We start from the raw sequence: 26,462 nt of genomic DNA, 5'->3' as shown, positions 1-26,462 counted from the left end.
CGGAGGACGACGATGTCGAACGACATCCTGCCCGTGATGCGCTACGGGACCGTGACCCTGCGTCTGGTGAAGCCCCGCGATGCGAGGGTGCTGCAGCGCGAACTGCTCGAGAACCGCTCCTGGCTGCAGCCCTGGGAGGCGACGATCCCGGGTGGCACCGCCGGCTTCGACATGCGGGCGACCATCCGCAGGCTGCTGCAGCAGCACCGCGACGGCGCCGGCTACCCGTTCGTGATGGAGTACGAAGGCCAGGTGGCCGGGCAGCTCAACATCTGGGGTGTCGCCCGCGGTTCGCTCGCCTCGGCGACCATCGGGTACTGGGTCAGCGAGCGCTTCGCCGGCAAGGGCATCACCCCGACAGCGGTCGCGATGGCCACGGATGCCGCGTTCGACCAGCTCGGCCTGCACCGGGTGGAGATCTGCATCCGTCCCGAGAACCGGGCGAGTCTGAGAGTCGTGCAGAAGCTCGGCTTCCGCTACGAGGGGCTGCGTCGGCGCTACATCCACATCGGCGGGGACTGGCGCGACCACCACGCCTTCGCCCTCACGCAGGAGGAGGTGCCCCGCGGAGTGCTGTCCCGCTGGGTGAACGGCGACGTGCCCGTGGCTGCGGCGCTGCCCCCGCACGACGAGGTGCAGAGCTGACGGGCGCGACACACGCGCGGGATTGATCGGGTCTTGGCTCGGCCGGGCGCTACCGTGGTGAGCATGGATGGGCCGGTGCTGAGTGGAGGCGTGATCGTCGTCGTCGCCGTGCTGCTCTGGGTGCTCTACTTCGTGCCCAGCTGGCGCGGTCGACACCAGTACTACGCCGCCGAGCGCAACGCGGTGCGCCTCAACCAGGCGCTGCGTGTTCTGGCCGAGACCAGCGAGACTCCCGATGAGGTGCGCCTCGAGCTGACGGCGCGCACGGCTCTCGCCCAGCAGCGGCTGGCCAAGCGCCTGCAGGCCGAGAAGGAGAACGCCGAGCTCGAGCGACTTCGCGCCGAACTCGCCGCGACGCGCCGTGATCCCGCGGTGCGTCGGGCGCGGGCTCGCCGCCGCACGCGGCTGGCCGCAACGGCATCCGTCGTCACCGCGCTGGTGATGCTCGGACTCGGCGTCTGGCAGATCTTCGCGACCGGAGGGTGGATGCTCGCCGCCGGGGGAGCGGCCCTCGCCGCCCTCGGAACCGCAGCACTGGTTCGCATGGCGAATGGCGCCGCGCGCGGTGCGCGGCGCCTCGAGCGGCCCTCGGTCGCACCCGTCGCCGAGCGGGTGTCGCCGCCGCTGCACGATCAGGGGCCCGCCGTGTGGACGCCGCGTCCGCTGCCGCAGCAGATGGTGACGGTCGCCGGATCCCGCGCGCAGACCGCACAGGCCGAGATCGACGCTCGCGCCGAGCGCGAGCGCGCCGCCCGCCGTGCCGAGCTCCGCCGCCGCGCTGAGGAACTCGCCCCGCCCGCACCCACCGCACTGCCCGTCGCGCCGGCCGCAGTCGAGGCATCGCCGTATGCGCGGATGGGTGTCGTGGACGACGCGGAGATCGAGGCTCACGTGCGTCAGCTGCTCGCACGTCGAGCAGCCGGCTGAGCGCGTGATAACCTGAACTGTGTTCACGGGCCTATGGCGCAGTTGGTAGCGCGCCTCGTTCGCATCGAGGAGGTCAGGGGTTCGAATCCCCTTAGGTCCACACCGTGACAGAACCCCCGCACTGAGGTGCGGGGGTTCTGTCGTTTCTCCAGCCGCTCAGGTGGCGACATGCCCCTGTCGCAACCGCCGCCATCGGCTGGACGGATGCCTGCACTGTCGGGGTGTTGTCCTGGTGGTGGGGGTTTTCGGGTGGTGGGTGTGGGGGTGCGACACGCCCGGGGTGTGGTGGTGATTTGCGGGGTGTGGGGGATGGGCGTAACTTATTACTTGTTCGCCCCAAGCGGTTGAGCGGAAGGCCTGAAGGGCCTGGCTCCCCTCCAAGTAGCGAACCACCCACCTTCACTGCTGGAAGCTTCGGTTTCTGGTGCGGGTCTTTGGCCCGGGGAGTGTGGTCATCCCTGTCGGGGTTGTCGATTTGACAGTCTGGTCGGATGGGTTAGGCTGGAGAAGTTGCCTCGGAAGCGAGGCGCGGATCTGGTCCTGGTTCTCTCGGCGTGTCGGTTTGACAGTCGGGCCGGGATGGATAAGATTGTGAAGTTGCCCTGCGCTTCTCGCCCTGTTGGGGTGGGTGTGCGGGTGCGTCCGATCCTTGAGAACTCAACAGCGTGCACTTGTCAAATGCCAAATTATCCTCGTCCAACCCTTGTGGGGGTTGGTTGAGAATTCCTTTGGATCAATTTATATGAATGTCAGCAATGATGTTCGTCTCTTTTGGTCAGTTTCAAACTCGCTGCATGGTCGTTTTCCCGATTGTGTATGCATTTCTTTTTTACGGAGAGTTTGATCCTGGCTCAGGATGAACGCTGGCGGCGTGCTTAACACATGCAAGTCGAACGATGAAGCCCAGCTTGCTGGGTGGATTAGTGGCGAACGGGTGAGTAACACGTGAGCAACCTGCCCCTGACTCTGGGATAAGCGCTGGAAACGGCGTCTAATACTGGATATGTCCCGTCACCGCATGGTGTGCGGGTGGAAAGATTTTTCGGTTGGGGATGGGCTCGCGGCCTATCAGCTTGTTGGTGAGGTAATGGCTCACCAAGGCGTCGACGGGTAGCCGGCCTGAGAGGGTGACCGGCCACACTGGGACTGAGACACGGCCCAGACTCCTACGGGAGGCAGCAGTGGGGAATATTGCACAATGGGCGGAAGCCTGATGCAGCAACGCCGCGTGAGGGATGACGGCCTTCGGGTTGTAAACCTCTTTTAGCAGGGAAGAAGCGAGAGTGACGGTACCTGCAGAAAAAGCACCGGCTAACTACGTGCCAGCAGCCGCGGTAATACGTAGGGTGCAAGCGTTATCCGGAATTATTGGGCGTAAAGAGCTCGTAGGCGGTCTGTCGCGTCTGCTGTGAAATCCCGAGGCTCAACCTCGGGCTTGCAGTGGGTACGGGCAGACTAGAGTGCGGTAGGGGAGATTGGAATTCCTGGTGTAGCGGTGGAATGCGCAGATATCAGGAGGAACACCGATGGCGAAGGCAGATCTCTGGGCCGTAACTGACGCTGAGGAGCGAAAGGGTGGGGAGCAAACAGGCTTAGATACCCTGGTAGTCCACCCCGTAAACGTTGGGAACTAGTTGTGGGGTCCTTTCCACGGATTCCGTGACGCAGCTAACGCATTAAGTTCCCCGCCTGGGGAGTACGGCCGCAAGGCTAAAACTCAAAGGAATTGACGGGGACCCGCACAAGCGGCGGAGCATGCGGATTAATTCGATGCAACGCGAAGAACCTTACCAAGGCTTGACATACACGAGAACGGGCCAGAAATGGTCAACTCTTTGGACACTCGTGAACAGGTGGTGCATGGTTGTCGTCAGCTCGTGTCGTGAGATGTTGGGTTAAGTCCCGCAACGAGCGCAACCCTCGTTCTATGTTGCCAGCACGTAATGGTGGGAACTCATGGGATACTGCCGGGGTCAACTCGGAGGAAGGTGGGGATGACGTCAAATCATCATGCCCCTTATGTCTTGGGCTTCACGCATGCTACAATGGCCGGTACAATGGGCTGCGATACCGTAAGGTGGAGCGAATCCCAAAAAGCCGGTCCCAGTTCGGATTGAGGTCTGCAACTCGACCTCATGAAGTCGGAGTCGCTAGTAATCGCAGATCAGCAACGCTGCGGTGAATACGTTCCCGGGTCTTGTACACACCGCCCGTCAAGTCATGAAAGTCGGTAACACCTGAAGCCGGTGGCCTAACCCCTTGTGGGAGGGAGCTGTCGAAGGTGGGATCGGTAATTAGGACTAAGTCGTAACAAGGTAGCCGTACCGGAAGGTGCGGCTGGATCACCTCCTTTCTAAGGAGCACTGCAGGACTTCGGTTCTGACAGAGCCGGATTCACACCGAATGTGTGTGACCGGAGCTCATGGGTGGAACATTTGACATGCCGTCAGCGCAGCTGGCTTTGCTTAGTACGGTCTTTCGGGATCTGGAACGGTGGGGTCGGGGAGCGGGGCGGCTGCACGCTGTTGGGTCCTGAGGGACCGGGCCGGCCGTTTGGTCGAACCGACTCCTCGTGGCCCTTCTCGTCGTCTCTTTTGTGGAGATGCGAGGGGGGACCGCCCGTACTTTGAGAACTACACAGTGGACGCGAGCATCTTAAAGAAAACCGGGTCAGGCCTTTTCCTGGGTCTGACCTATCTCATGTGATTTCAAGTCTTTAAGAGCAAACGGTGGATGCCTTGGCATCTGGAGCCGAAGAAGGACGTAGCAATCTGCGATAAGCCTCGGGGAACTGATAAGCGAGTTTTGATCCGAGGGTGTCCGAATGGGGAAACCCCGCCAGGCGTTTGTGCGACCTGGTGACTCCCGCCTGAATATATAGGGCGGGTAGAGGGAACGTGGGGAAGTGAAACATCTCAGTACCCACAGGAAGAGAAAACAACAGTGATTCCGTGAGTAGTGGCGAGCGAAAGCGGATGAGGCTAAACCGGGTGTGTGTGATAGCCGGCAGGCGTTGCATGCCCGGGGTTGCGGGACTCTTTTGAACATTCTGCCGAGTGTTCGGCGTGATGTGACGATATAGACGAACCGTCTTGAAAGGCGGGCCATAGTGGGTGCCAGCCCCGTAGTCGAAATGTTGTGCGCAGCGTGAAGAGTATCCCAAGTAGCACGGGGCCCGAGAAATCCCGTGTGAATCTGTCAGGACCACCTGATAAGCCTAAATACTCCCAGATGACCGATAGCGGACAAGTACCGTGAGGGAAAGGTGAAAAGTACCCCGGGAGGGGAGTGAAATAGTACCTGAAACCGTTTGCTTACAAACCGTTGGAGCCTCCTTAGCAGGGGTGACAGCGTGCCTTTTGAAGAATGAGCCTGCGAGTTAGTGATATGTGGCGAGGTTAACCCGTGTGGGGTAGCCGTAGCGAAAGCGAGTCTGAATAGGGCGTTTTTAGTCGCATGTTCTAGACCCGAAGCGAAGTGATCTATCCATGGCCAGGTTGAAGCACGTGTAAGAGCGTGTGGAGGACCGAACCCACTTAGGTTGAAAACTGAGGGGATGAGCTGTGGATAGGGGTGAAAGGCCAATCAAACTTCGTGATAGCTGGTTCTCTCCGAAATGCATTTAGGTGCAGCGTTGCGTGTTTCTTGCCGGAGGTAGAGCTACTGGATGGCCGATGGGCCTCACCAGGTTACTGACGTCAGCCAAACTCCGAATGCCGGTAAGTGAGAGCGCAGCAGTGAGACTGTGGGGGATAAGCTTCATAGTCGAGAGGGAAACAACCCAGACCACCATCTAAGGTCCCAAAGCGCGTGCTAAGTGGAAAAGGATGTGGAGTTGCTTAGACAACCAGGAGGTTGGCTTAGAAGCAGCCACCCTTGAAAGAGTGCGTAATAGCTCACTGGTCAAGTGATTCCGCGCCGACAATGTAACGGGGCTCAAGCACGCCACCGAAGTTGTGGCATTGACATTTTTGGTAGGCCTTCGTGGTCCAGCCGTGTTGATGGGTAGGAGAGCGTCGTGTGGCGAGTGAAGCGGCGGTGGAAACCAGCCGTGGACGCCACACGAGTGAGAATGCAGGCATGAGTAGCGAAAGACGTGTGAGAAACACGTCCTCCGGAAGACCAAGGGTTCCAGGGTCAAGCTAATCTTCCCTGGGTAAGTCGGGACCTAAGGCGAGGCCGACAGGCGTAGTCGATGGACAACGGGTTGATATTCCCGTACCGGCGAAGAACCGCCCCAGTCAATCCAGTAATGCTAAGTGTCCAAAGCCGGACATCGAACCCTTCGGGGTTCACCGTCCGGTGGAGCACACGACCCTATGCTGGTGCGGCTAGCGTATTAACAGGTGTGACGCAGGAAGGTAGCCCAAGCCAGGCGATGGTTGTCCTGGTGCAAGTGCGTAGGCCGAGTCATAGGCAAATCCGTGACTCATACAGGCTGAGACACGATGCGGATAAAAAGTGGGTGATCCTATGCTGCCGAGAAAAGCATCGACGCGAGGTTCAAGCCGCCCGTACCCCAAACCGACTCAGGTGGTCAGGTAGAGAATACCAAGGAGATCGAGAGAATCGTGGTTAAGGAACTCGGCAAAATGCCCCCGTAACTTCGGGAGAAGGGGGGCCACCCGCTTATACGGATTCACTCCGAAAAGGGCGTGGTGGCCGCAGAGACTAGTGGGTAGCGACTGTTTACTAAAAACACAGGTCCGTGCGAAGACGCAAGTCGATGTATACGGACTGACGCCTGCCCGGTGCTGGAAGGTTAAGAGGACCGGTTAGCCGCAAGGCGAAGCTGAGAATTTAAGCCCCAGTAAACGGCGGTGGTAACTATAACCATCCTAAGGTAGCGAAATTCCTTGTCGGGTAAGTTCCGACCTGCACGAATGGCGTAACGACTTCCCAACTGTCTCAACCGCGAACTCGGCGAAATTGCACTACGAGTAAAGATGCTCGTTACGCGCAGCAGGACGGAAAGACCCCGTGACCTTTACTACAGCTTGGTATTGGTGTTCGGTGTGGCTTGTGTAGGATAGGTGGGAGACTGTGAAGCCGTGACGCCAGTTACGGTGGAGTCATTGTTGAAATACCACTCTGGTCATATTGGATATCTAACTTCGAACCGTGATCCGGTTCAGGGACAGTGCCTGGTGGGTAGTTTAACTGGGGCGGTTGCCTCCCAAAAAGTAACGGAGGCGCCCAAAGGTTCCCTCAACCTGGTTGGCAATCAGGTGGCGAGTGTAAGTGCACAAGGGAGCTTGACTGTGAGACTGACAGGTCGAGCAGGGACGAAAGTCGGGACTAGTGATCCGGCAGTGGCTTGTGGAAGCGCTGTCGCTCAACGGATAAAAGGTACCTCGGGGATAACAGGCTGATCTTGCCCAAGAGTCCATATCGACGGCATGGTTTGGCACCTCGATGTCGGCTCGTCGCATCCTGGGGCTGGAGTAGGTCCCAAGGGTTGGGCTGTTCGCCCATTAAAGCGGTACGCGAGCTGGGTTTAGAACGTCGTGAGACAGTTCGGTCCCTATCCGCTGCGCGCGTAGGAAGTTTGAGAGGATCTGACCCTAGTACGAGAGGACCGGGTTGGACGAACCTCTGGTGTGCCAGTTGTTCCGCCAGGAGCACCGCTGGTTAGCTACGTTCGGGATGGATAACCGCTGAAAGCATCTAAGCGGGAAGCCGGCCTCAAGATGAGACTTCCATACCCCTCGGGGTGAGAGGCTCCCAGCCAGACGACTGGGTTGATAGGCCAGATGTGGAAGCACGGCAACGTGTGCAGCTGACTGGTACTAATAAGCCGATGACTTGATAACACCTCTTTCTGCGAGATGAACGCGTCCACTTTGTGGTTCTCGACGTACGGTCGGAACCAAACAACACACTCCACGCGAGTGATGTTGCCGATGAACATGTCAATAGTGTTACGGCGGCCATAGCGTGAGGGAAACGCCCGGTCACATTCCGAACCCGGAAGCTAAGCCTCACAGCGCCGATGGTACTGCAGGGGGGACCCTGTGGGAGAGTAGGACACCGCCGGACTTCTTCTGTGAAAGAGCCACCCATAGTCGGGTGGCTCTTTTGCGTTAACGGTGCATGATTTGACTTCCCCTGGGGACGGGCTATGGTCGGTGGTTACCGAACCCGCCAGCCGAAAGAGGGGAAGCGAGTCCATGTCTGGAAAGACACCGCAATCACGAGCCGGGAAGAAGGCACCCCAGCTCTCACTCAAGGAGAAAAGAGCCGAGAAGCGCGCCAAGCGCGAACCGGAGTCCTTCATCAAACCGCGCAAGGGCGCGTCGGGCTGAGTCCCGCTCGTCGAGGGCGTCGTGGATGCTGCATCTGGCAGCCCACGGCGCCCTTCGTCGTTCATCGACGGTCGTAGCCGAGCCTGGTCTGCAGCGTGCCGGCGGCGTGCAGCACCTCGGCGGCCTCGGGTGCCTCCTGCCGGTCCTCCCACGTCACGGCTACCGCCGCGATCGGCCAGTCGGCGTGGTCGTGCACGGCCGCGGCCACAGATCGGAAACCCGGGGTCACCTCTCCGTCTTCCGTGGCCACTCGTGCTTGCCGTACCTGGCGCAGCACCTCGCGCAGCTCGGAGGGCCGGACGGGGCCGCGGCCCGTCCGATCGGTGAATGCCGCGGCATCCGGATACAGCGCCCGCACCTGAGCGGCGGGCAGCGCCGCCAGCATCGCGCGGCCGGTGGCCGTCAGATGCGCAGGCAGCCGCACCCCGACGTCGGTCACCAGGGCGGGACGCCGAGCGGCGCGCTCCTCGACGATGTAGAGCACGTCGCGCCCGCTCATCACCGCCAGATGTGCGCTCTCGCCCACGCGGTCTGCGAGGGCGGCGAGGATCGGCCTGCCGAGCCGTGCCAGCGGCTCCTGCCTGGCATAGCCTCCGGCGAGCTCGAACGCACTGGTGCCCAGCCCCCAGCGGCGCTCCTGCGGGAGGTGCACCACGAAGCCGTGCTGCTCGAGGGTCGCAAGGAGGTGATAGATCGTGGAGCGCGGGATCGCCAGCTCACGCGCCAGCGCTGTCGCCGCGATCGGCGCGGGGCGCCGGGCGAGGTGCTGCAGAATGCGCAGCGTCTGGTCTGCGGCCGGCACCTGCGGGCGGCGGATGCGGGCATCCGGACTGTCTGGGATCACAGACACAGTCTGGCACTGCGGCACCCGCCTGGAGCGGCGACGGTGTGGAATCGAGACATGCAGCATTCCTCTCCCGCGGTCGTCGGCGCGGCCACCCTGTCTCCCGCCGATGTCGTCGCCGTCGCCCGCCACCTCGCCCCCGTCGCGATCGCCGACTCTGCGCGGGCCCGCGTCGCAGCAGCCCGCGCCGTCGTCGACGGCATGGCTGCAGACCCCGAGCCGCACTACGGCGTCTCGACCGGCTTCGGCGCTCTCGCGACGACCTTCATCGCTCCTGAGCGCCGCCGGCAGCTCCAGGTCAGCCTGATCCGCTCGCATGCCGCCGGCACCGGGGCGGAGGTCGAGACCGAGGTCGTGCGCGCGCTTCAGCTGCTGCGGCTGCAGACCCTGGCATCCGGTCACACGGGTGTGCGACCCGTCGTCATCGACACGTACGCGGCCATGCTCAACGCACGCATCACGCCCGTCGTGCGCGAGTACGGATCCCTCGGCTGCTCGGGCGACCTCGCCCCGCTCGCCCACGTGGCACTGGCATCGATGGGGGAAGGCGACGTCCGCGACTCCGAAGGTACACTCATGCCCGCGGCCGACGCTCTCGCGGCCGCCGGAATCGAGCCGCTCGTGCTCGTCGAGAAGGAGGGGCTCGCGCTGATCAACGGCACCGACGGGATGCTCGGGATGCTGCTGCTCGCGCTCGACGACCTCGAGACCCTCGTCACGACCGCCGACCTCGCGGCCGCGATGTCGATCGAGTCGCAGCTGGGCACAGACGCCGTGTTCGCCGCCGACCTGATGGCGCTGCGCCCGCAGGCGGGTCAGCGCGCCTCTGCGGCGAACCTGCGGGCGTTCCTCGGCGAGTCGCCCATGGTGCACAGCCACAAGGGTCCGGAGGACGGGCGCGTGCAGGACGCGTATTCGCTGCGCTGCTCGCCGCAGGTACACGGTGCTGCGCGCGACACGATGGCGCACGCCGCTGTCATCGCGGAACGCGAGCTGGCATCCGTGGTCGACAACCCGGTCGTCACCGCCGACGGGCGCATCGAATCCAACGGCAACTTCCACGGGGCGCCCATCGCCGCGGTGCTCGACTTCCTCGCGATCTCTGTCGCGGACGTGGCATCCGTCTCCGAGCGGCGCACCGATCGCGCGCTCGATCCCGCGCGCAGTCACGGCCTCCCTCCCTTCCTCGCACACGAGGTGGGCGTCGACTCCGGCCTGATGATCGCGCAGTACGCCGCCGCCGGGATCGTCTCCGAGCTCAAGCGCCTGGCCGTGCCGTCGTCGGTCGACTCGATCCCCTCGTCCGCCATGCAGGAGGACCATGTGTCGATGGGCTGGTCGGGGGCGCGCAAGCTGCGTCGCGCCATCGACGGCCTCACGAGAGTGCTCGCGATCGAGATCCTCACCGGAGCCCGCGCGCTCGACCTGCGCGCCCCGCTTCAGGCCGGGCCCGCGACGGGCGCCGTCCGGGACCTGATCCGCACCGTGGCCGCCGGCCCCGGACCCGACCACTTCCTCTCACCCGACATGGAGGCCGTGACCGAGCTCGTCCGCTCGGGCGCGGTACTGCGCACCGCGAAGGAGCACGCGAATGTCTGACACCACCCGAACCGTCCGCGCCCCGCGCGGCAACACGCGCACGGCCAAGAGCTGGGGCGCGGAAGCCGCCAAGCGGATGCTGATGAACAACCTCGATCCCGAGGTCGCCGAGCACCCCGAAGACCTCGTCGTCTACGGCGGCACGGGGCGAGCAGCGCGCAGCTGGGAGGCATACGACGCGATCGTCCGCACCCTCGACGAACTCGAGCCCGACGAGACCCTGCTCGTGCAGTCCGGAAAGCCCGTCGGCGTGTTCCGCACGCATGAGTGGGCACCGCGCGTGCTCATCGCCAACTCCAACCTCGTCGGCGACTGGGCGACCTGGCCCGAGTTCCGCCGGCTCGAGTCGCTCGGCCTGATGATGTACGGCCAGATGACCGCCGGGTCGTGGATCTACATCGGCACCCAGGGCATCCTGCAGGGCACCTACGAGACCTTCGCCGCGGTGGCCCGCTCGCTGGGCAGGGACTCGCTCAAGGGCACTCTCACCCTCACCGGCGGCGCCGGCGGCATGGGCGGCGCCCAGCCGCTCGCGGTCACCCTCAACGAGGGCGTCGTGCTGATCGTCGACGTCGACGAGTCGCGCCTGTCGCGCCGCGTCGATCACGGCTACCTCGACGAGTACACCACCGATCTCGATGCCGCGGTCGCCCGGGTCGTCGCGGCGAAGCAGGCCGGTGAGGCGCTGTCGGTGGGCGTCGTCGGCAACGCGGCCGAGGTGTTCCCCGAGCTGAAGCGCCGTCAGGATGCCGGTGAGCTGGCGATCGACGTCGTCACCGACCAGACCAGCGCCCACGACCCGCTCGCCTACCTGCCGGTCGGTGTCCCGATCGAGACCTGGAAAGCCGAGGCGGCGCGCGACCCCGAGGAGTTCACCCGGCGCTCACGCGAGTCGATGGCCGCACACGTCGCCGCCATGGTCGCATTCCAGGACGCGGGGGCGGCCGTCTTCGACTACGGCAACTCGATCCGCGCTGAGGCGCAGCTGGGCGGGTTCGACCGCGCGTTCGACTTTCCCGGCTTCGTGCCGGCGTACATCCGCCCGCAGTTCGAAGAGGGCCGGGGGCCCTTCCGCTGGGCCGCTCTGTCGGGCGATCCCGAAGACATCTACAAGACCGACCGCGCGATCGCCGAGCTGTTCCCCGAAGACAGGGCCCTGCACCGCTGGCTCGACAAGGCGGGCGACACGGTGCACTTCGAAGGCCTCCCTGCGCGCATCTGCTGGCTCGGCTACAAGGAGCGCCACCTCGCCGGACTGAAGTTCAACGAGATGGTCGCGTCGGGCGAGCTCTCGGCGCCGATCGTGATCGGGCGCGACCACCTCGACTCGGGCTCGGTCGCATCGCCCTACCGGGAGACCGAGGCCATGAAGGACGGCTCCGACGCGATCGCCGACTGGCCACTGCTCAATGCGCTGCTGAACACGGCATCCGGCGCCAGCTGGGTGTCGCTGCACCACGGGGGCGGCGTCGGCATCGGTCGCTCGATCCACGCCGGCCAGGTATGCGTCGCCGACGGCTCGGAGCTCGCCGCGCAGAAGCTCGAGCGGGTGCTGACCAACGATCCCGGCACCGGTGTCATGCGCCATGTCGACGCCGGCTACGAGCACGCGCGAGACATAGCCCGGGAACGCGGACTCAAGGTGCCGATGCTGTGACCACCACGCTCATCACCGACATCGGGGAGCTCACGACGAATGTCGGTGCTTCGACAGGCTCAGCGGCCCAGGCAGGCACCGGCGCGCAGCCGATCGGGCCTCTGAACCTGTCGAAGGGGATGCGCGGCGCGGCCGTCCTCGTCGAGGACGACTCGATCTCGTGGGTCGGCCCCTCGTCCGAGGCGCCGTCAGCCGACGCGATCGTCGACGCCGGCGGCCGCGCCGTCATCCCCGGCTTCGTCGACAGCCACAGCCATCTCGTGTTCGGCGGCGATCGGGCGGCCGAGTTCGAGGCGCGCATGGCGGGGCAGAGGTACGCCGCAGGCGGCATCCGCTCCACGGTCGCCGCTACCCGCGACGCGAGCGACGGCGAGCTGCGGGCGCGAGTTCGCGGGTTCGTCGACGAGATGCTGGCCCAGGGCACCACGACCGTCGAGATAAAGAGCGGTTACGGTCTGGACGTCGAGACCGAGGAGCGTCTGGTGCGTCTCGCCGCCGAGGTCACCGACGAGGTCACGTACCTCGGCGCGCACGTCGTGCCGGCCGAGTACGCCGATCGTGGCGACGACTACGTCGACTTGGTGATCGGCGAGATGCTGGATGCCTGCGCCCCGCACGCGAAGTGGATCGACGTGTTCTGCGAGACGGGCGCGTTCACCGTCGCGCAGTCGCGGCGGGTGCTCGAGGCGGGCCTCGCCCGCGGGCTGAGGCCGCGGATGCACGCCGGCCAGCTCGGCCCCGGCGACGGTGTGCGGCTGGCGGTCGAGCTCGGAGCGGCGTCCGTGGACCACGGCACGTACCTGACCGACGACGACGTCGCCGCCCTCGCCGCATCCGACACCGTGCTCACCCTGCTGCCGGGAGTGGAGTTCTCGACCCGGCAGCCGTACCCCGACGCGCGTCGCCTGATCGATGCGGGTGTCACGGTCGCCATCGCCTGCGACACGAATCCCGGCTCGAGCTTCACCTCGTCGATGCCCTTCTGCATCGCGCTCGCCGTGCGCGAGATGGGGATGACGCCGGCCGAAGCAGTCTGGGCGGCGACCGCCGGGGGAGCAGCCGCGCTGCGGCGCTCGGACGTCGGCGTGATCACCCCCGGCGCACGCGCCGATCTCGTGCTGCTGGACGCACCGACCAGCGTGCACCTCGCGTACCGACCGGGGGTGCCGCTCGTGCGGCAGGTGTGGAAGGACGGCGTGTCCGTCTGGCGGAAGGGATGAGCATGGCACTCTCGCACGACGAGCTCTGGCCCCGCGCCGGGTCGTGGCCCGCGGCGAAGCCTGGGGAGAGGGCGGATGCCGCGCTGATCGGCATCCCGACCTGGCGCACCTCGCTGTCGCCGACCGGAGCCCACGCGACGCCCGCGGCGATCCGCGATGCGCTGCCACGCTACAGCGCGGCGGTGATGGGGCCGCCGGTGGTGGATCTGAATCAGGCGCTGCGAATCGTCGACGCCGGCGACGTGCGCGAGCCCGACGGCGACGATGGCGTGCAGCGCGCCGTCGAACGGGTGCACGAGCTCGCCGGGCAGGCGCGGCTGGTCATCGCGCTCGGCGGTGACAACTCGCTCACCTACCCGGTCGCCAGGGGCGCCGGAGCCGACGCCCTGATCACGCTGGACGCGCACTTCGACCTGCGCGAGGGCGTCTCGAACGGCTCCCCGGTGCGCCGCCTGATCGAGGACGCCCCGGTCGGCGAGCGCATCGACCCGGCCCGCATCGTGCAGATCGGCATCGCCGACTTCGCGAACTCGGCCGCATACGCGCATCGCGCGGCCGAGCTCGGCATCCGGGTGATCACGCTCGACGAGGTGCGCGCGAAGGGCATCCCCTCGGTGGTGGCCGACGCGCTCGCGACCGCGGGGGCGGGATCGCGCATCCATCTCGACATCGACGTCGACGTCGCCGACCGGGCCGTCGCACCGGGTTGCCCGGCCAGCGTGCCCGGCGGCCTCGCCGCATGGGAGCTGCGCGCTCTGGTGCGCGCGATCGCCTCGGACGCGAAGGTGGTCAGCGCCGACATCGCCGAGGTCGACGCCACAGCCGATGCCGACGACGCCCGCACTGTGCGGCTCGCCGCGCTGTGCGTGCTCGAACTGCTCGCGGGCCTCGCCGCGCGCTAGCCGGGCCCGTCGCGAGACTTCTCTTCCAGCACGAGGCTTGACGTCTGAGTGTCAGTCTCATACCGCAGCGGAAGTGTCGCTGAGCGGACCCCGCCCTCGCCGAAGCGGCGTACGGTGGAGGCATGGCTCGAATCGTGATCTTCGGCGGCCACGGAAAGGTCGCCCTGCTGCTCGCCCCTCTTCTCTCTGCCCGCGGTGACGAGGTGACCGCTGTGATCCGCAACCCCGACCACGTCGACGACGTGCGTGCGGCCGGTGCGGAGCCGGTCGTGTTCGACATCGAGCAGCAGGACCAGGCGGCGATCGCCGAGCTTCTCTCCGGTCACGACGCCGTGGTGTGGTCAGCGGGCGCCGGTGGCGGAGACGCCGCTCGCACCCGCGCGGTCGATCGCGACGCCGCGGTGCGGTCGATGGACGCAGCGGCGGATGCCGGTGTGCGCCGCTACGTGATGGTGTCGTACTTCGGCGCCTCGCGGGAGCACGGGGTTCCGGCCGACAACCCCTTCCACGCCTATGCCGAGGCGAAGGCCGCCGCAGACGAGCACCTGCGCTCGTCCGAGCTCGACTGGACGGTGCTGGGACCGAGCGCGCTCACCCTCGAAGAGGGCACCGGGCGCATCGATGTCACCTCGAGCGAATCCGATCAGGTCTCGCGCGCGAACGTGGCGGAGGTCATCGCACAGGTGCTCGTCGACGACTCGACGGTCGGCCGCACCATTCTCTTCAACGACGGCGAGACGCCGATCGCCGAGGCAGTCGCGGCCTGATCCGACGACGGCGAGACGCCGATCGCCGAGGCGGTCGCGGCCTGACGCTGCCCGGCGACGCGGGGCCATCGCCGCGGGAGCGGCTCAGCCGATCCCCCCGGGGATGAGGGCGTGCGCCACGGCGTAGATCGTCAGACCCGCGAGCGCCCCCACGACGGTGCCGTTCAGGCGGATGTACTGCAGGTCGCGCCCGACCATGAGCTCGATCTTCTCCGTGGTCTCGGCCGGATCCCACTTCTCGACGGTGTCGGTGATGATCGACGCGATGTCGTGGCGGTACCGGTCGACGAGGAACACGGCCGCGTCCGTCACCCAGCCGTCGACCCGCGCCTGCAGCGTCGGGTCGGTGGCCAGCCGCTGCCCGATCTCGGCGATCGTGGCGGCCGCCCTGCGGCGCAGCCCGCTCTCGGGGTCGGCGAGCGCGTCGAGCAGGCCCGCCTTGGCGGTGTTCCATGCCTGCGCGGCGAGCTCGCCCACCCGCGGGCTGTCGAACAGCGTCGTCTTCGCGCTCTCGAGCCGGTCGCGCATGGCTTCGTCGTGCTGCAGGCCGTCGGCGAGGCGGGCGAGGTAGCCGTCGAGGGCGAGGCGGGCCGGATGCCGGGGATCGGCGTGCACGGCGCGGACGAACTTGAGCGCCTCGCTGTAGGCGGTCTCGTCGACGAAGCGGTGGGCGAGACGGGGCACCCAGGACGGCAGTCGTCGTGAGATGAGCCCCTGGAAGGCCGCTGCGTTGTTCTCCAGCCACGCGCCGAGGCTGTCGACCGCGAGGTCGACGGCTCCGCGATGCGCGTCTGCCTCGACGATGCGCTGCAGCCAGGTGCCGGCCGACGGCGCCCAGTCCGGCTCGATGAGGTGCTCGCGCGCGAGGTCGGCGATCAGGCTCTGAACGTCGTCGTCGCTCAGAGCGCGCAGCACCGCCGACGCGGCCGTCGCCGCCTCCGAGCCCACACGCTCGGCGTGCGCCTCGTGCGTGAGCCATTCGCCCAGTCGCTGCGAAAGTGCGGTCGTCGACAGCTTGTCGCGCACGACGTCGCTCGCCAGGAAGTTGGTCTCGACGAACTCGCCGAGCGTGCGGCCGATCTCGTCCTTGCGGTTGGGAATGATCGCGGTGTGCGGGATCGGCAGCCCGAGCGGGCGCCGGAACAGGGCGGTCACCGCGAACCAGTCGGCCAGAGCGCCCACCATGCCGCCTTCCGCGGCCGCGCGGACGTATCCGAGCCAGGGATGCCGTGCTTCGAGCCAGAACGAGAGCACGAACACGACGGCCATGAAGATGAGCGCACCGAGGGCCACAGCCTTCATACGGCGCAGGCCGCGCAGTCGCTCCTGATCGGCGGGCGACAGCAGCGCCATCGGTGTTCGCGACATGTCGACATCCTTTCACGGTGACTACGCTTGAAGGGTGATCGACGACATCAAGAAGCGCGCGCTGCACCGCACCAGCATCCTCGAGGGTCAGCTGCGCGGGATCGCGCGGATGATCGAGAACGAGGAGTACTGCATGGACATCATCACGCAGTCGCGTGCCGTGCAGCGCTCGCTGGAGTCGCTCAACCGCCTGCTGCTCGAGAACCATCTGCGCACGCATGTCACGCACATGTTCGAGGAGGGCGGCGAACAGCGCGAGACGGCGGTCGGCGAGCTGCTCAAGGCCTTCGACTTCGACCGCAAGTAGACCATATCGGCAGGATGGCGCAGCTCTGACAACGGACTCGTTCTCGGAGCAGACACAGCAGCGTGCCGAGGATGCCGACCCACAGCGTGTTCTGGATAGCACCGCCCTGCAGGCGTACACCGCCGGGTCGGCGCGGGTGAACAGCCTGCCCGAGACGGGAATGATCCGGGTGGGCATGCTGGCCGATCTCGCGCTGCTCGACCGCGACCCCTTCGAGGGGCGAACCGGAGCAGATCGGCGAGACGCGCGTTCTCGGCACCTGGGTCGAGGGAGCGCGCGTCTTCGCAGCCTGATCAGGGCGGAGCCTCAGCCCTCGAGTGGGCCCAGCCAGGCCGAGGCGGCCGTCGAGTGCGCCGACTCCGGGTCGGACGGGTGGAACATGCCGGCGAGCACGTCACGGTACAGGCGCGACAGCTCGTTCGCGGAGAAGTACGAGCCGCCGCCGGCGACGAGCATCGCCTCGTCGACGACCTGCTTCGCCATCACGACGGCGCGGTGCTTCAGCCCCGACAGCAGCGTGAACCAGCGCGCACCGTGGCCGGCGCTGTCGTCGACGTCGCGCGCGAGCGCGGCGATCTGCGGCGGCAGGGCGTCGTACGCCAGCGCCATCTCGGCGATCCGCCACCGGATGTCGGGATCCTGGCTGTACGTCGTCCCGGTCTTCTTCGAGCGGCGCGCCTTCGCGGCGCCGACAGCGAGGTCGAGTCCGCGCCGGGCGATGCCGGTGTACACCGATGCCAGCAGGATCTCGAAGACGCTGAAGATGCCGAACACGATCGGGTCGGGGTTCGGGCCGGGATCGATGCGGCGCACCACGTGCTCGGGCGCCGCGACCGCACCGTTCAGGCGCGTGGTGCGACTCTGCGTGCCGCGCATGCCGAGGGTGTCCCAGTCGTCGCTCGTGGTCACGGCGTCGGTGCGGTCGATGAAGGCGAACACGAGCTTCGGGGCATCCGGACTCGTGGTGTCGAGGCCGTGCAGGCCGAGCTTGGTCCACACCGGGGCGAGGGAGGTGAAGATCTTCGTGCCCGTGAAGGCGTAGCCGCCGTCGCTCTGCGGCACGGCATCCGTGTCGCTGCCGAACAGCACCAGATCGTTGCCGCCCTCGCTGATGCCGAACGCGAAGACGTCACCGGCGACGGCGCCGTCCTGCACGAACTCCAGCCCCGGCACACCGCGGTCGCTGAACACCTTCGCCACACCCGTCCACACCAGGTGCATGTTGATCGCCAGTGCCGTGGCGGGTGCCGCGGAGGCGAGGCGCTGCTGCAGCACCGCCGCCTCGGCGAGACCGAGACCCGCGCCGCCGCGCTCGCGCGGCACGAGGATCGACAGGTAGCCGGGCTCGCGCAGCTCGTCGAGATCGTGCTGAGGGAAGGTGTTCTCGCGGTCGTGCACGGCTGCCCGCTCGCGGATGCGCTCGAGCACGTCGTCGGGCAGATGATCTGCGGGGTCGAATGCGCTCACGAGAGGGCCTCCAGGATCTGCCGGATCGTCTCTTCGGGACGATCGCGGTGGGGTGAGTGTCCGGCGCCGGCGACGACCGACATGGTGATGTGCGGGTTCTCGAGCACCGAATCGGCCAGCTCGCCGGTGAACAGGCTGTACACCTCGGGGTCGGCTCCCACGATGTGGGTCGGGATGTCGAGCTGCGCTGCCTGCGCGCGCACGTCCCAGGGCTGGTTCTGCACGCTGGTCTGCTCGACGGCCCATCGGCTGGCCCGAAGCACGGCATCCACCTTCAGCTCCACGTCCTGCGGATGCCAATCGGGATGCTCTGTGCGCACCGACTCGACATCGGGCGCCGCGAACGCGCGCTTCTGGCTGCGGCGGATGATCCCCTCGTCGCGCCCGGCGACGTGGATCGCCGGATCGATCAGCACCAGGCGCCTCGTCCATCCGGATGCCATGGTCGCGGCGACCACGGTCGAGGCGCCGCCCAGCGAGTGCCCGATCACGGCATCCCATTCGTCGTCGCCCTCCGGGCGAACGGCTGCGACGTCGGCGCCGTAGGCGGCGACCGAGTAATCGAGCGCGCGGGGCGCGTCGCCATGACCGCGCAGGTCGACCGCGGTGGCCTGCCACCCGGCATCCGCCAGTGCGGCGCCGATGCGCCACATCAGCGCTGCCGACGAACCCAGGCCGTGGACGAGCAGGGCGCGGCGGGGACCGTCGCCCCACACCAGACGAGGGAGAGTGATCGGTGCGGGCACGCGACCAGCCTAGATGCGGGCGGTCTGGATCGGCTCGGTGTCGGGATAAGGAGAGGGGTCGCGGTGGCGCAGGTCGGGGAAGGCGCGGACGAAAACGATCGAGACGACCAGGCCGACCAGGGCGAACAGGGCGGCCGCCAGATACGCGCCCGTCGGCCCGGACTGATCGATGAGGATGCCCGCCACCGCCGACCCCGCGGCGGCGCCGATCAGCTGCCCGGTGCCCGCCCAGCCGAACGCCTCGGCCGTCTCGCTGAACTTCACGCTGGCGGTGGTGATCGCGAAGAGCACGGCCAGAGCGGGTGCGATGCCGACACCGGCGAGCACCAGGGTGCCGCCGAGCCAGAAGATGTTCAGCGACACCATCGTCAGGCCGAGACCGATCGTCACGATGAGCAGGCGGCGGGCCATCGCCCACGGGCCGATGGGGATGTGCCCGAACGCCAGGCCGCCCACGAGGCTGCCGACCGAGAAGACCGCGAGCACGAGTCCGGCCTCGAGCCCGCCGTGCCCGAAGGTCGCGACGACGCCCACCTCGACCGCCGAGCAGGCGCCGATGAGCAGAAAGCCGATGACCGTCGCGAGCATCACCGGGGGCTTGAGCACCACGCGGCCGAACGCGCGACGGCTGCGCGGGATGCGGACGCGACCGACCTCAGGGGAGAGGATGAACCACGCCCCGCCCAGCACGAGGATCGCCGCGACCAGCAGCAGGCCCTGCACCGTGCCGACCTGGGTGGACACGACGGTGATGACCACCGGTGCGACGATCCAGATGATCTCCTGCAGCGACGCGTCGAGCGAGAACAGAGGAGTGAGCTGACCGGCGTTGACGAGCTTGGGGTAGATGGTGCGCACGGCCGCCTGCACGGGCGGGGTCGACAGCCCCGCGAGCAGGGCGAAGGCCATGTAGCCGGGCAGGCCGAGCGGAAGCAGCGCGAGACCGAGCACGGCGAGTACGCAGACGATGAGGGTGAGGGTGAGCACGCGGCGCATGCCCCAGGCGCCCATCCAGCGGCTCGTGACGGGACCGGCGACGGCCTGCCCGACCGAGGCCGCGGCGAGCACGATGCCGGCCGCGCCGTACGATCCGGTCTGCTGCTCGACGTGCAGCAGGATCGCCAGGCTCGTCATCCCGTTGGGGAAGCGCGCCACCAGCTGTGCGGCGATCATCCGCGCCACACCGGGCGTGCGAAGGAGGTCCCGATATCCCGCCATCAGAGCAGATTATCCGGCGCGCGCTCGGCGGCGCGAGACGGCTCGGTGGCGACGCGCCGCGACACGCCGGGGAAGCTTCTCCACAGGAAATCGGATGTCGGTGGCCGGGCGTACCGTCCTGCCTGTGGATGGATTCACCAGCCGGCCTTGCAAGCCGCGTGAATCCGCGGTCCGAGCGACCTCTCGGGTGCGCGAGGGCTGTGGAAGAAAGCGTGGACAAGCTGTGTTGTATCTGGGGAGAGCAGTGGAAAACTACACGGATGTAACTACTACCCCTTGTGGTCGCTTCCAATGTCCGTCCCCATATGTAGTATTGAAGTCCCGGCGGAGGTCTGCCGGAGAAACCACCTGGATCAGAGGGGAATCAGACATCACCATGTCGATCACGGTCTACACCAAGCCTTCCTGCGTGCAGTGCAACGCGACCTACCGCGCCCTCGACGCCAAGGGCATCGAGTACCAGATCACCGACCTCTCGGAAGACGCCTCGGCGCTCGAGCAGGTCAAAGCGCTCGGGTACATGCAGGCACCCGTCGTCGTCACCGATGACGGCCACTGGTCGGGCTTCCGTCCCGACAAGATCGACGAGCTCGCAGCCCGTCTCGCGTGATCCTTCGACGGCGCTCAGGAATCGTCCTTCGACGACGCTCAGGAACCGAGGTGAACTGTGAGCATGGTCGCGACTGCGGTGCCGCTCCTGGTCTACTTCTCGAGCGCGTCGGGTAACACCGCACGATTCATCGAGAAGCTCGGCCTTCCCGCCCGCCGCATCCCCCTGCTCCGCACCGAGGAGCCGCTCGTCGTAGACGAGCCGTTCGTCCTCGTCACCCCGACCTACGGGGGCGGGCAGGGGCGCGGTGAGGAGAAGGGCGCCGTGCCCAAGCAGGTCATCCGGTTCCTCAACGACGAGCGCAACCGGCGCCACATCCGCGGGGTCATCTCCGCGGGCAACACGAATTTCGGCGAGGCGTTCTGCCTCGCCGGAGAGATCATCAGCCGCAAGTGCGACGTGCCCCACTTGTATCGCTTCGAGGTATTCGGCACACAGGACGACGTCGATCGCGTGAGCGACGGATTGGAACGATGGTGGAAGCGACAGTGACAGACGCAGTCGAGTTCAAGGTGAACCCCGCGTACGAAGGGCTCGACTATCACGCCCTCAACGCGATGCTCAACCTGTACGACGCGAACGGCAAGATCCAGTTCGACGCCGACAAGCGCGCCGCGCGGGAGTACTTCCTGCAGCACGTCAACCAGAACACCGTGTTCTTCCACTCCCTCAAGGAGCGCCTCGACTACCTCGTCGAGAAGCAGTACTACGAGGGCGCCGTGATCGAGCAGTACTCGTTCGACTTCGTGCAGAAGCTCAACGACCTGGCGTACTCGAAGAAGTTCCGCTTCGAGACCTTCCTCGGCGCGTTCAAGTACTACACGAGCTACACGCTGAAGACCTTCGACGGCAAGCGCTACCTCGAGCGCTTCGAAGACCGCGTCGTGATGACCGCGCTCGCGCTCGCCGAGGGCGACGAGCAGGTCGCGATCGACCTCGTCGAGGAGATCATCTCCGGCCGCTTCCAGCCAGCCACCCCGACCTTCCTCAACGCCGGCAAGGCGCAGCGCGGTGAGCTCGTCAGCTGCTTCCTGCTGCGGATCGAAGACAACATGGAGTCGATCGCCCGCGGCATCAACTCGTCGCTGCAGCTGTCCAAGCGCGGCGGCGGCGTCGCGCTGCTGCTGTCGAACATCCGCGAGTCGGGTGCGCCGATCAAGCAGATCGAGAACCAGTCATCCGGCATCATCCCGGTGATGAAGCTGCTCGAAGACAGCTTCAGCTACGCCAACCAGCTCGGCGCCCGGCAGGGTGCGGGCGCGGTGTACCTCAACGCGCACCACCCCGACATCATGCGCTTCCTCGACACGAAGCGTGAGAACGCCGACGAGAAGATCCGCATCAAGACGCTTTCGCTGGGCGTCGTCGTGCCCGACATCACGTTCGAGCTCGCAAAGAAGGGCGAGGACATGTACCTGTTCTCGCCGTACGACGTCGAGCGCGTCTACGGCGTGCCCTTCGGCGACATCTCGGTGACCGAGAAGTACCACGAGATGGTCGACGACTCGCGCATCAAGAAGACGAAGATCAACGCACGCGAGTTCTTCCAGACTCTCGCCGAGATCCAGTTCGAGTCGGGTTACCCGTACATCATGTTCGAAGACACGGTGAACAAGGCGAACCCGATCAAGGGCCGCATCAACATGTCGAACCTGTGCAGCGAGATCCTGCAGGTGAACACGCCGACCACGTACAACGACGACCTGTCGTACGACCAGATCGGCAAGGACATCTCGTGCAACCTCGGCTCGATGAACATCGCCCTGGCGATGGATGCCGATGACCTGGGCAAGACCGTCGAGACCGCCATCCGCGCGCTGACCGCCGTCAGCACCCAGAGCCACATCAACTCGGTGCGCTCGATCGAGGACGGCAACGATCGCTCGCACGCCATCGGCCTCGGCCAGATGAACCTGCACGGCTATCTCGCCCGCGAGCGCGTCTTCTACGGTTCGGAAGAGGGCATCGACTTCACGAACATCTACTTTTACACCGTGCTGTTCCACGCGCTGAAGGCGTCGAACAAGCTCGCCATCGAGCGCGGCGAGACCTTCGATGGCTTCGCCGACTCCACCTACGCGTCGGGCGAGTTCTTCGACAAGTACATCGAACAGGCCTGGGTGCCCGCGACGGAGAAGGTCAAGGAGCTCTTCGCCGGCAAGTTCATCCCCGCGCAGCAGGACTGGATCGAGCTGCGCGAGAGCATCCAGCAGCACGGTCTGTTCAACCAGAACCTGCAGGCGGTGCCGCCGACCGGCTCGATCTCGTACATCAACAACTCGACGTCGTCGATCCACCCGATCGCGTCGAAGGTCGAGATCCGCAAGGAGGGCAAGCTCGGTCGCGTGTACTACCCGGCGCCGTTCATGACGAACGACAACCTGGAGTACTACCAGGACGCGTACGAGATCGGCTACGAGAAGGTCATCGACACGTACGCCGCCGCCACCCAGCACGTCGACCAGGGCCTGTCGCTGACGCTGTTCTTCAAGGACACCGCCACCACCCGCGATATCAACAAGGCGCAGATCTATGCATGGCGCAAGGGCATCAAGACGATCTACTACATCCGTCTTCGCCAGCTCGCCCTCGAGGGGACCGACATGTCCGAGTGCGTCAGCTGCATGTTGTAATTGCCTTCTGATCAGGCTTTTTTCTAGAACAGGATTGGTGGAATGACTCCGTCTCCCAAGCTCACGCTGATCGACCACGTGCAGGCGATCAACTGGAACCGCATCGAGGACGAGAAGGACCTCGAGGTGTGGAACCGCCTCGTGAACAACTTCTGGCTTCCCGAGAAGGTGCCGCTGTCGAACGACGTGCAGTCGTGGAACACACTGACCCACGACGAGCAGCTGCTCACCATGCGGGTGTTCACGGGGCTCACCCTGCTCGACACGATCCAGGGCACCGTGGGCGCGGTCTCGCTGATCCCCGACGCGATCACCCCGCACGAGGAGGCGGTGTACACCAACATCGCGTTCATGGAGTCGGTGCACGCGAAGAGCTACTCGTCGATCTTCTCGACCCTGTGCTCGACGAAGGAGATCGACGAGGCCTTCCGCTGGTCCGTCGAGAACCAGAACCTGCAGAAGAAGGCGCAGATCATCGTCGACTACTACCGTGGTGACGACCCGCTCAAGCGCAAGGTGGCCTCGACGCTGCTCGAGTCGTTCCTGTTCTACTCGGGCTTCTACCTGCCGATCTATTGGTCGTCGAAGGCGAAGCTGACGAACACGGCCGACCTCATCCGCCTCATCATCCGTGACGAGGCCGTGCACGGGTACTACATCGGCTATAAGTTCCAGAAGGGCCTCGAGAACGAGACCGAGGAGCGCCGTCAGGAGCTGAAGGACTACACCTTCAACCTGCTGTTCGAGCTCTACGAGAACGAGGTGCAGTACACCCAGGACCTCTACGACGGTGTCGGCCTGACCGAGGACGTCAAGAAGTTCCTGCACTACAACGCCAACAAGGCGCTGATGAACCTCGGCTACGAGCCGATGTTCCCCTCCACGGTCACCAACGTGAACCCGGCGATCCTGTCGGCACTGTCGCCCAACGCCGACGAGAACCACGACTTCTTCTCGGGGTCGGGCTCGTCGTACGTGATCGGCAAGGCCGAGGCCACGGAAGACGACGACTGGGACTTCTGATCTCATCCGTCCTCGCCTATGGAAGAAGGCGGATGCTGCTCAGCATCCGCCTTCTTCGTCGCTCAACGCTCCGGCGACGCCACTGATCCACGTTCCACCAGCTTCTGAGGCAGCACCGTCGTCTCGACGGGTCGCCCATCGCCCCTGATCCGGTGCAGCAGGATGCGTGTCGCCTGAGCGCCGATCTCGTGGATGGGCTGCTCGACCACGGTGACACCAGGGGTGGTCACGCTCATCCACGGAGCGTCATCGAAGCCCGCGAGCGAGAGCTGCTGGGGGATCAGCACGCCTCGCTCCTGTGCGGCCCTGAACACCGCCAGTGCGATGAGGCTGTCGGAGGCGATGATCGCGGTCACCGCGTCGTCGCCGTCGAGCAGCCGGGCAGCGAGCGCATCGACGCCGTCACGACGGGCGTTGAGGTGGACGAAGGTGGCCGGATGCGCCACTCCTGCGGCGGCCAGCGTCTCCATGAATCCGATGACGCGGTCGGCCACTGCCGATGACGAGAGCTCTTCTCCCGTGCGGAAGGCGCCGTCGTGAGCCAGCGTCGATATGAACGCGATCCGGCGGTGGCCGGCGTCGAGCATCAGCTCCGTGAGCTGCCGCGCACCCGCGCGGTTGTCGGTGATGACCGCGTCGACCTCGACGCCGGGCACCGTGCGGTCGAAGAGCACGAGGGGCCGACCCGCATCGAGCACGGGCTGCAGATTGCCGGGCTCGAGCGACGACGCCGGCGCGATGAGCAGGCCGTCGACCTGTTTCGCGAGCTGCACGGCGACCGCCTTCGCCTCGACGGCGGGCTCCTCGTCGGAGTTCGACAGGATGAGGTCATAGCCGGCCTCGGCGGCGACGTCCGCTGCCCCGCGAGTCGCCTTCGCGAAGAACGGGTTCTCAATGTCTCCGATGATGATGCCGAGGGTGTGCGATCGGCCCGTGCTCATGGTGCGCGCGAGAGCGTTCGGGCGGTAGCCGAGCTCGTCCGCCGCCTTCTGCACCCGGTCGCGCACCGCGTCGCTCACGGCACCGTAGTCGCCGAGCGCCCGCGCTGCCGTCGCTTTCGACACGCATGCAAGGCGAGCGACATCGCTGACGGTGGCCTCTCGGCGCCCGGTTCCCGTTTCGCTCATGTCGCCCCTTCGTCTCTCCGCGCCAGCGGCGGATCGCAGATCTCGAACCTATCGGTTGACGTCGCGCTCGAAGCCGTGTAGCGTCCACCGAAACGAATTGAGACCGGTCTCAATGTAACAGGTTGAGACCGGTCTCATCACAAGCCCCTCCACCCCATGGATCTGCAGTTCAGAGAGGAACACCCATGAGCATCCGCTCCACACTCCGCCGAACGGCCCTGGCCGCCGTCGCCGCGACCGCCGCGCTCGCGCTCGCCGCATGCTCGCCCTCCGCCTCGACCGGCGGCGGGGGAGACGCCGCCGAAGACAACCCCTACGGTCTGATCACGCCCGGCGAGATCCGAGTGGCAAGCCTCGGTGACTCCAAGCCCTACACGTTCACCGACGAGTCCGGCGAGTTCACCGGCTTCGACGTCGAGCTGTTCACCGACGTGGCGAACCGCATCGGCATCGAGAAGGTCGTCTTCACCGGTCAGGACTTCTCCGGTCTGCTCGCCGCCGTCGCGAACGGCCAGTTCGATGTCGGAGTGGCCGCGATCGGCATCACCGATGAGCGCAAGCAGACGGTCGACTTCTCCGACGGATACCTCGCCGGCTACCTCACGGTGATGGCGAGCCCCGACAGCGACATCACAGACGAGGAGAGTCTTGCCGGCAAGCGTCTCGGCGTGGTGCAGGGCACCCTGCAGGAGGCCTATGCGGTGAAGAACTTCACCGACACCGAGCTCGTCCGCTTCCCGGACAACAACTCGGCGATCTCCGCGGTCAACAGCGGCTCCATCGATGCGCACTTCCTCGACTACGAGGCCGCCAAGGAGTACGCCGAGCAGTACGGCCTCGAGAACGCGATCGACATCCCGTCGTTCGATGCGCCGGCCGGCTTCGCGATCGCGAAGGGCAAGGACGAGTTCAAGGAGGCGCTGAACGACGCTCTGCACGATGCGATGGAGGACGGCACCTGGAAGGAGCTCTACGAGAAGTGGTTCCCGGGCTCCCCGATGCCCGACCAGTACCTGCCCAGCGACGAGCAGGGCGAGGGCGACGGCGAGTAATCGCCTCGTCGGTGCGGGGCCTCGGCCGACGCGGCCCCGCACCTC

At 65.9% G+C, this 26,462-nt stretch carries 19 protein-coding genes, 1 tRNA gene, 3 rRNA genes and 1 pseudogene; 18 read left to right on the top strand and 6 right to left on the bottom strand.

From position 1 onward, the window contains the following. Window positions 1-36 precede the first annotated feature (36 nt). The 6 genes from V2S05_RS06490 (at window position 37) to rrf (ending at window position 7,611) form a co-directional block, all read left to right on the top strand. Window positions 37-645, top strand: a complete 609-nt coding sequence (locus V2S05_RS06490; protein ID WP_413635248.1) for a GNAT family N-acetyltransferase — start codon at window positions 37-39, stop codon at window positions 643-645. A 63-nt stretch (window positions 646-708) separates the two neighbouring features. Beyond that, window positions 709-1,572, top strand: a complete 864-nt coding sequence (locus tag V2S05_RS06485; protein WP_413634470.1) for a hypothetical protein — start codon at window positions 709-711, stop codon at window positions 1,570-1,572. A gap of 27 nt (window positions 1,573-1,599) precedes the next feature. Continuing rightward, window positions 1,600-1,672, top strand: a tRNA-Ala gene (locus V2S05_RS06480). 728 nt (window positions 1,673-2,400) lie between these two features. Beyond that, a 16S ribosomal RNA gene (locus tag V2S05_RS06475) occupies window positions 2,401-3,925 on the top strand. 353 nt (window positions 3,926-4,278) lie between these two features. Further along, window positions 4,279-7,385 (top strand): 23S ribosomal RNA (locus V2S05_RS06470). 109 nt (window positions 7,386-7,494) lie between these two features. After that, a 5S ribosomal RNA gene (gene rrf, locus V2S05_RS06465) occupies window positions 7,495-7,611 on the top strand. Together the 16S, 23S and 5S rRNA genes form the textbook arrangement of a ribosomal RNA operon. Before the next feature lie 327 nt (window positions 7,612-7,938). On the opposite strand, the gene V2S05_RS06460 is transcribed toward rrf, so the two are convergent. Continuing rightward, the gene (locus tag V2S05_RS06460) at window positions 7,939-8,727 is read right to left on the bottom strand and encodes an IclR family transcriptional regulator (protein ID WP_413634469.1); all 789 of its coding nucleotides are present in this window, start codon (window positions 8,725-8,727) and stop codon (window positions 7,939-7,941) included. A 51-nt stretch (window positions 8,728-8,778) separates the two neighbouring features. Here V2S05_RS06460 and hutH point away from each other — a divergent pair, with 51 nt between their 5' ends. The 5 genes from hutH to V2S05_RS06435 all read left to right on the top strand — a co-directional run bounded on the left by hutH (window position 8,779) and on the right by V2S05_RS06435 (window position 14,866). After that, entirely contained in the window at window positions 8,779-10,320 is a 1,542-nt protein-coding gene (gene hutH / locus V2S05_RS06455) for a histidine ammonia-lyase (RefSeq protein WP_413634468.1), read from the top strand. Continuing rightward, complete coding sequence (gene hutU / locus V2S05_RS06450) at window positions 10,313-11,977, top strand: urocanate hydratase (RefSeq protein WP_413634467.1); 1,665 nt, start codon at window positions 10,313-10,315, stop codon at window positions 11,975-11,977. The genes hutH and hutU overlap by 8 nt, the downstream gene beginning before the upstream one ends. Continuing rightward, entirely contained in the window at window positions 11,974-13,197 is a 1,224-nt protein-coding gene (gene hutI, locus V2S05_RS06445; protein WP_413634466.1) for an imidazolonepropionase, read from the top strand. Before hutU ends, hutI begins: the two co-directional genes overlap by 4 nt. Beyond that, window positions 13,194-14,099, top strand: coding sequence for an arginase family protein (locus V2S05_RS06440; protein WP_413634465.1), 906 nt, complete (start codon window positions 13,194-13,196; stop codon window positions 14,097-14,099). The genes hutI and V2S05_RS06440 overlap by 4 nt, the downstream gene beginning before the upstream one ends. Window positions 14,100-14,221: 122 nt before the next feature. Next, window positions 14,222-14,866: an NAD(P)H-binding protein gene (locus V2S05_RS06435; RefSeq protein ID WP_413634464.1), complete on the top strand. Its 645-nt coding sequence runs from the start codon at window positions 14,222-14,224 to the stop codon at window positions 14,864-14,866. A gap of 84 nt (window positions 14,867-14,950) precedes the next feature. Here the strand turns inward: V2S05_RS06435 and V2S05_RS06430 are convergent, their stop codons facing one another. Further along, window positions 14,951-16,234 carry a DUF445 domain-containing protein gene (locus V2S05_RS06430; RefSeq protein WP_413634463.1) on the bottom strand — a complete coding sequence of 428 codons (1,284 nt, stop codon included), beginning with the start codon at window positions 16,232-16,234 and terminating at the stop codon, window positions 14,951-14,953. A gap of 34 nt (window positions 16,235-16,268) precedes the next feature. On the opposite strand from V2S05_RS06430, the gene V2S05_RS06425 reads away from it, so the two are divergent. Next, window positions 16,269-16,541: a metal-sensitive transcriptional regulator gene (locus V2S05_RS06425; protein ID WP_271637088.1), complete on the top strand. Its 273-nt coding sequence runs from the start codon at window positions 16,269-16,271 to the stop codon at window positions 16,539-16,541. Then, a pseudogene (locus tag V2S05_RS06420) lies at window positions 16,453-16,698 on the top strand (hypothetical protein); the annotation flags it as partial. The gene V2S05_RS06425 and the pseudogene V2S05_RS06420, both read left to right, overlap by 89 nt. A gap of 149 nt (window positions 16,699-16,847) precedes the next feature. Here the strand turns inward: V2S05_RS06420 and V2S05_RS06415 are convergent. Genes V2S05_RS06415 through V2S05_RS06405 form a run of 3 tightly spaced genes read right to left on the bottom strand, consistent with a single transcriptional unit; the run spans window position 16,848 to window position 19,972 of the window. Next, window positions 16,848-18,008 (bottom strand): acyl-CoA dehydrogenase family protein, encoded by a 1,161-nt coding sequence (locus V2S05_RS06415; RefSeq protein WP_413634462.1) that lies wholly within the window; start codon window positions 18,006-18,008, stop codon window positions 16,848-16,850. Beyond that, window positions 18,005-18,754 carry an alpha/beta fold hydrolase gene (locus V2S05_RS06410; RefSeq protein WP_413634461.1) on the bottom strand — a complete coding sequence of 250 codons (750 nt, stop codon included), beginning with the start codon at window positions 18,752-18,754 and terminating at the stop codon, window positions 18,005-18,007. Before V2S05_RS06410 ends, V2S05_RS06415 begins: the two co-directional genes overlap by 4 nt. Window positions 18,755-18,763: 9 nt before the next feature. Further along, window positions 18,764-19,972 carry an MFS transporter gene (locus V2S05_RS06405; RefSeq protein WP_413634460.1) on the bottom strand — a complete coding sequence of 403 codons (1,209 nt, stop codon included), beginning with the start codon at window positions 19,970-19,972 and terminating at the stop codon, window positions 18,764-18,766. A gap of 376 nt (window positions 19,973-20,348) precedes the next feature. Between V2S05_RS06405 and nrdH the strand changes: the two genes are divergently transcribed. The 4 genes from nrdH to nrdF all read left to right on the top strand — a co-directional run bounded on the left by nrdH (window position 20,349) and on the right by nrdF (window position 24,238). Continuing rightward, entirely contained in the window at window positions 20,349-20,582 is a 234-nt protein-coding gene (nrdH, locus tag V2S05_RS06400) for a glutaredoxin-like protein NrdH (RefSeq protein ID WP_071644641.1), read from the top strand. Window positions 20,583-20,645: 63 nt separating this feature from the next. Continuing rightward, window positions 20,646-21,074 (top strand): class Ib ribonucleoside-diphosphate reductase assembly flavoprotein NrdI, encoded by a 429-nt coding sequence (gene nrdI / locus V2S05_RS06395; RefSeq protein WP_271637093.1) that lies wholly within the window; start codon window positions 20,646-20,648, stop codon window positions 21,072-21,074. Then, window positions 21,056-23,215: a class 1b ribonucleoside-diphosphate reductase subunit alpha gene (gene nrdE / locus V2S05_RS06390; protein ID WP_413634459.1), complete on the top strand. Its 2,160-nt coding sequence runs from the start codon at window positions 21,056-21,058 to the stop codon at window positions 23,213-23,215. The genes nrdI and nrdE overlap by 19 nt, the downstream gene beginning before the upstream one ends. A 42-nt stretch (window positions 23,216-23,257) precedes the next feature. Continuing rightward, entirely contained in the window at window positions 23,258-24,238 is a 981-nt protein-coding gene (nrdF, locus tag V2S05_RS06385; protein ID WP_413634458.1) for a class 1b ribonucleoside-diphosphate reductase subunit beta, read from the top strand. A gap of 62 nt (window positions 24,239-24,300) precedes the next feature. Here the strand turns inward: nrdF and V2S05_RS06380 are convergent, their stop codons facing one another. Beyond that, window positions 24,301-25,365 (bottom strand): LacI family DNA-binding transcriptional regulator, encoded by a 1,065-nt coding sequence (locus V2S05_RS06380; protein WP_413634457.1) that lies wholly within the window; start codon window positions 25,363-25,365, stop codon window positions 24,301-24,303. Between the two features lie 185 nt (window positions 25,366-25,550). Here V2S05_RS06380 and V2S05_RS06375 point away from each other — a divergent pair, with 185 nt between their 5' ends. Then, the gene (locus V2S05_RS06375) at window positions 25,551-26,417 is read left to right on the top strand and encodes an ABC transporter substrate-binding protein (RefSeq protein ID WP_271637112.1); all 867 of its coding nucleotides are present in this window, start codon (window positions 25,551-25,553) and stop codon (window positions 26,415-26,417) included. The last annotated feature ends 45 nt before the right edge of the window (window positions 26,418-26,462 follow it).

It is taken from the genome of Microbacterium sp. OR16, from assembly GCF_047306725.1.
GTDB lineage: Bacteria > Actinomycetota > Actinomycetes > Actinomycetales > Microbacteriaceae > Microbacterium.
The sequence above is the reverse complement of the archived record's forward strand: the minus strand, read 5'-3'. Positions and strand labels throughout refer to the sequence as shown.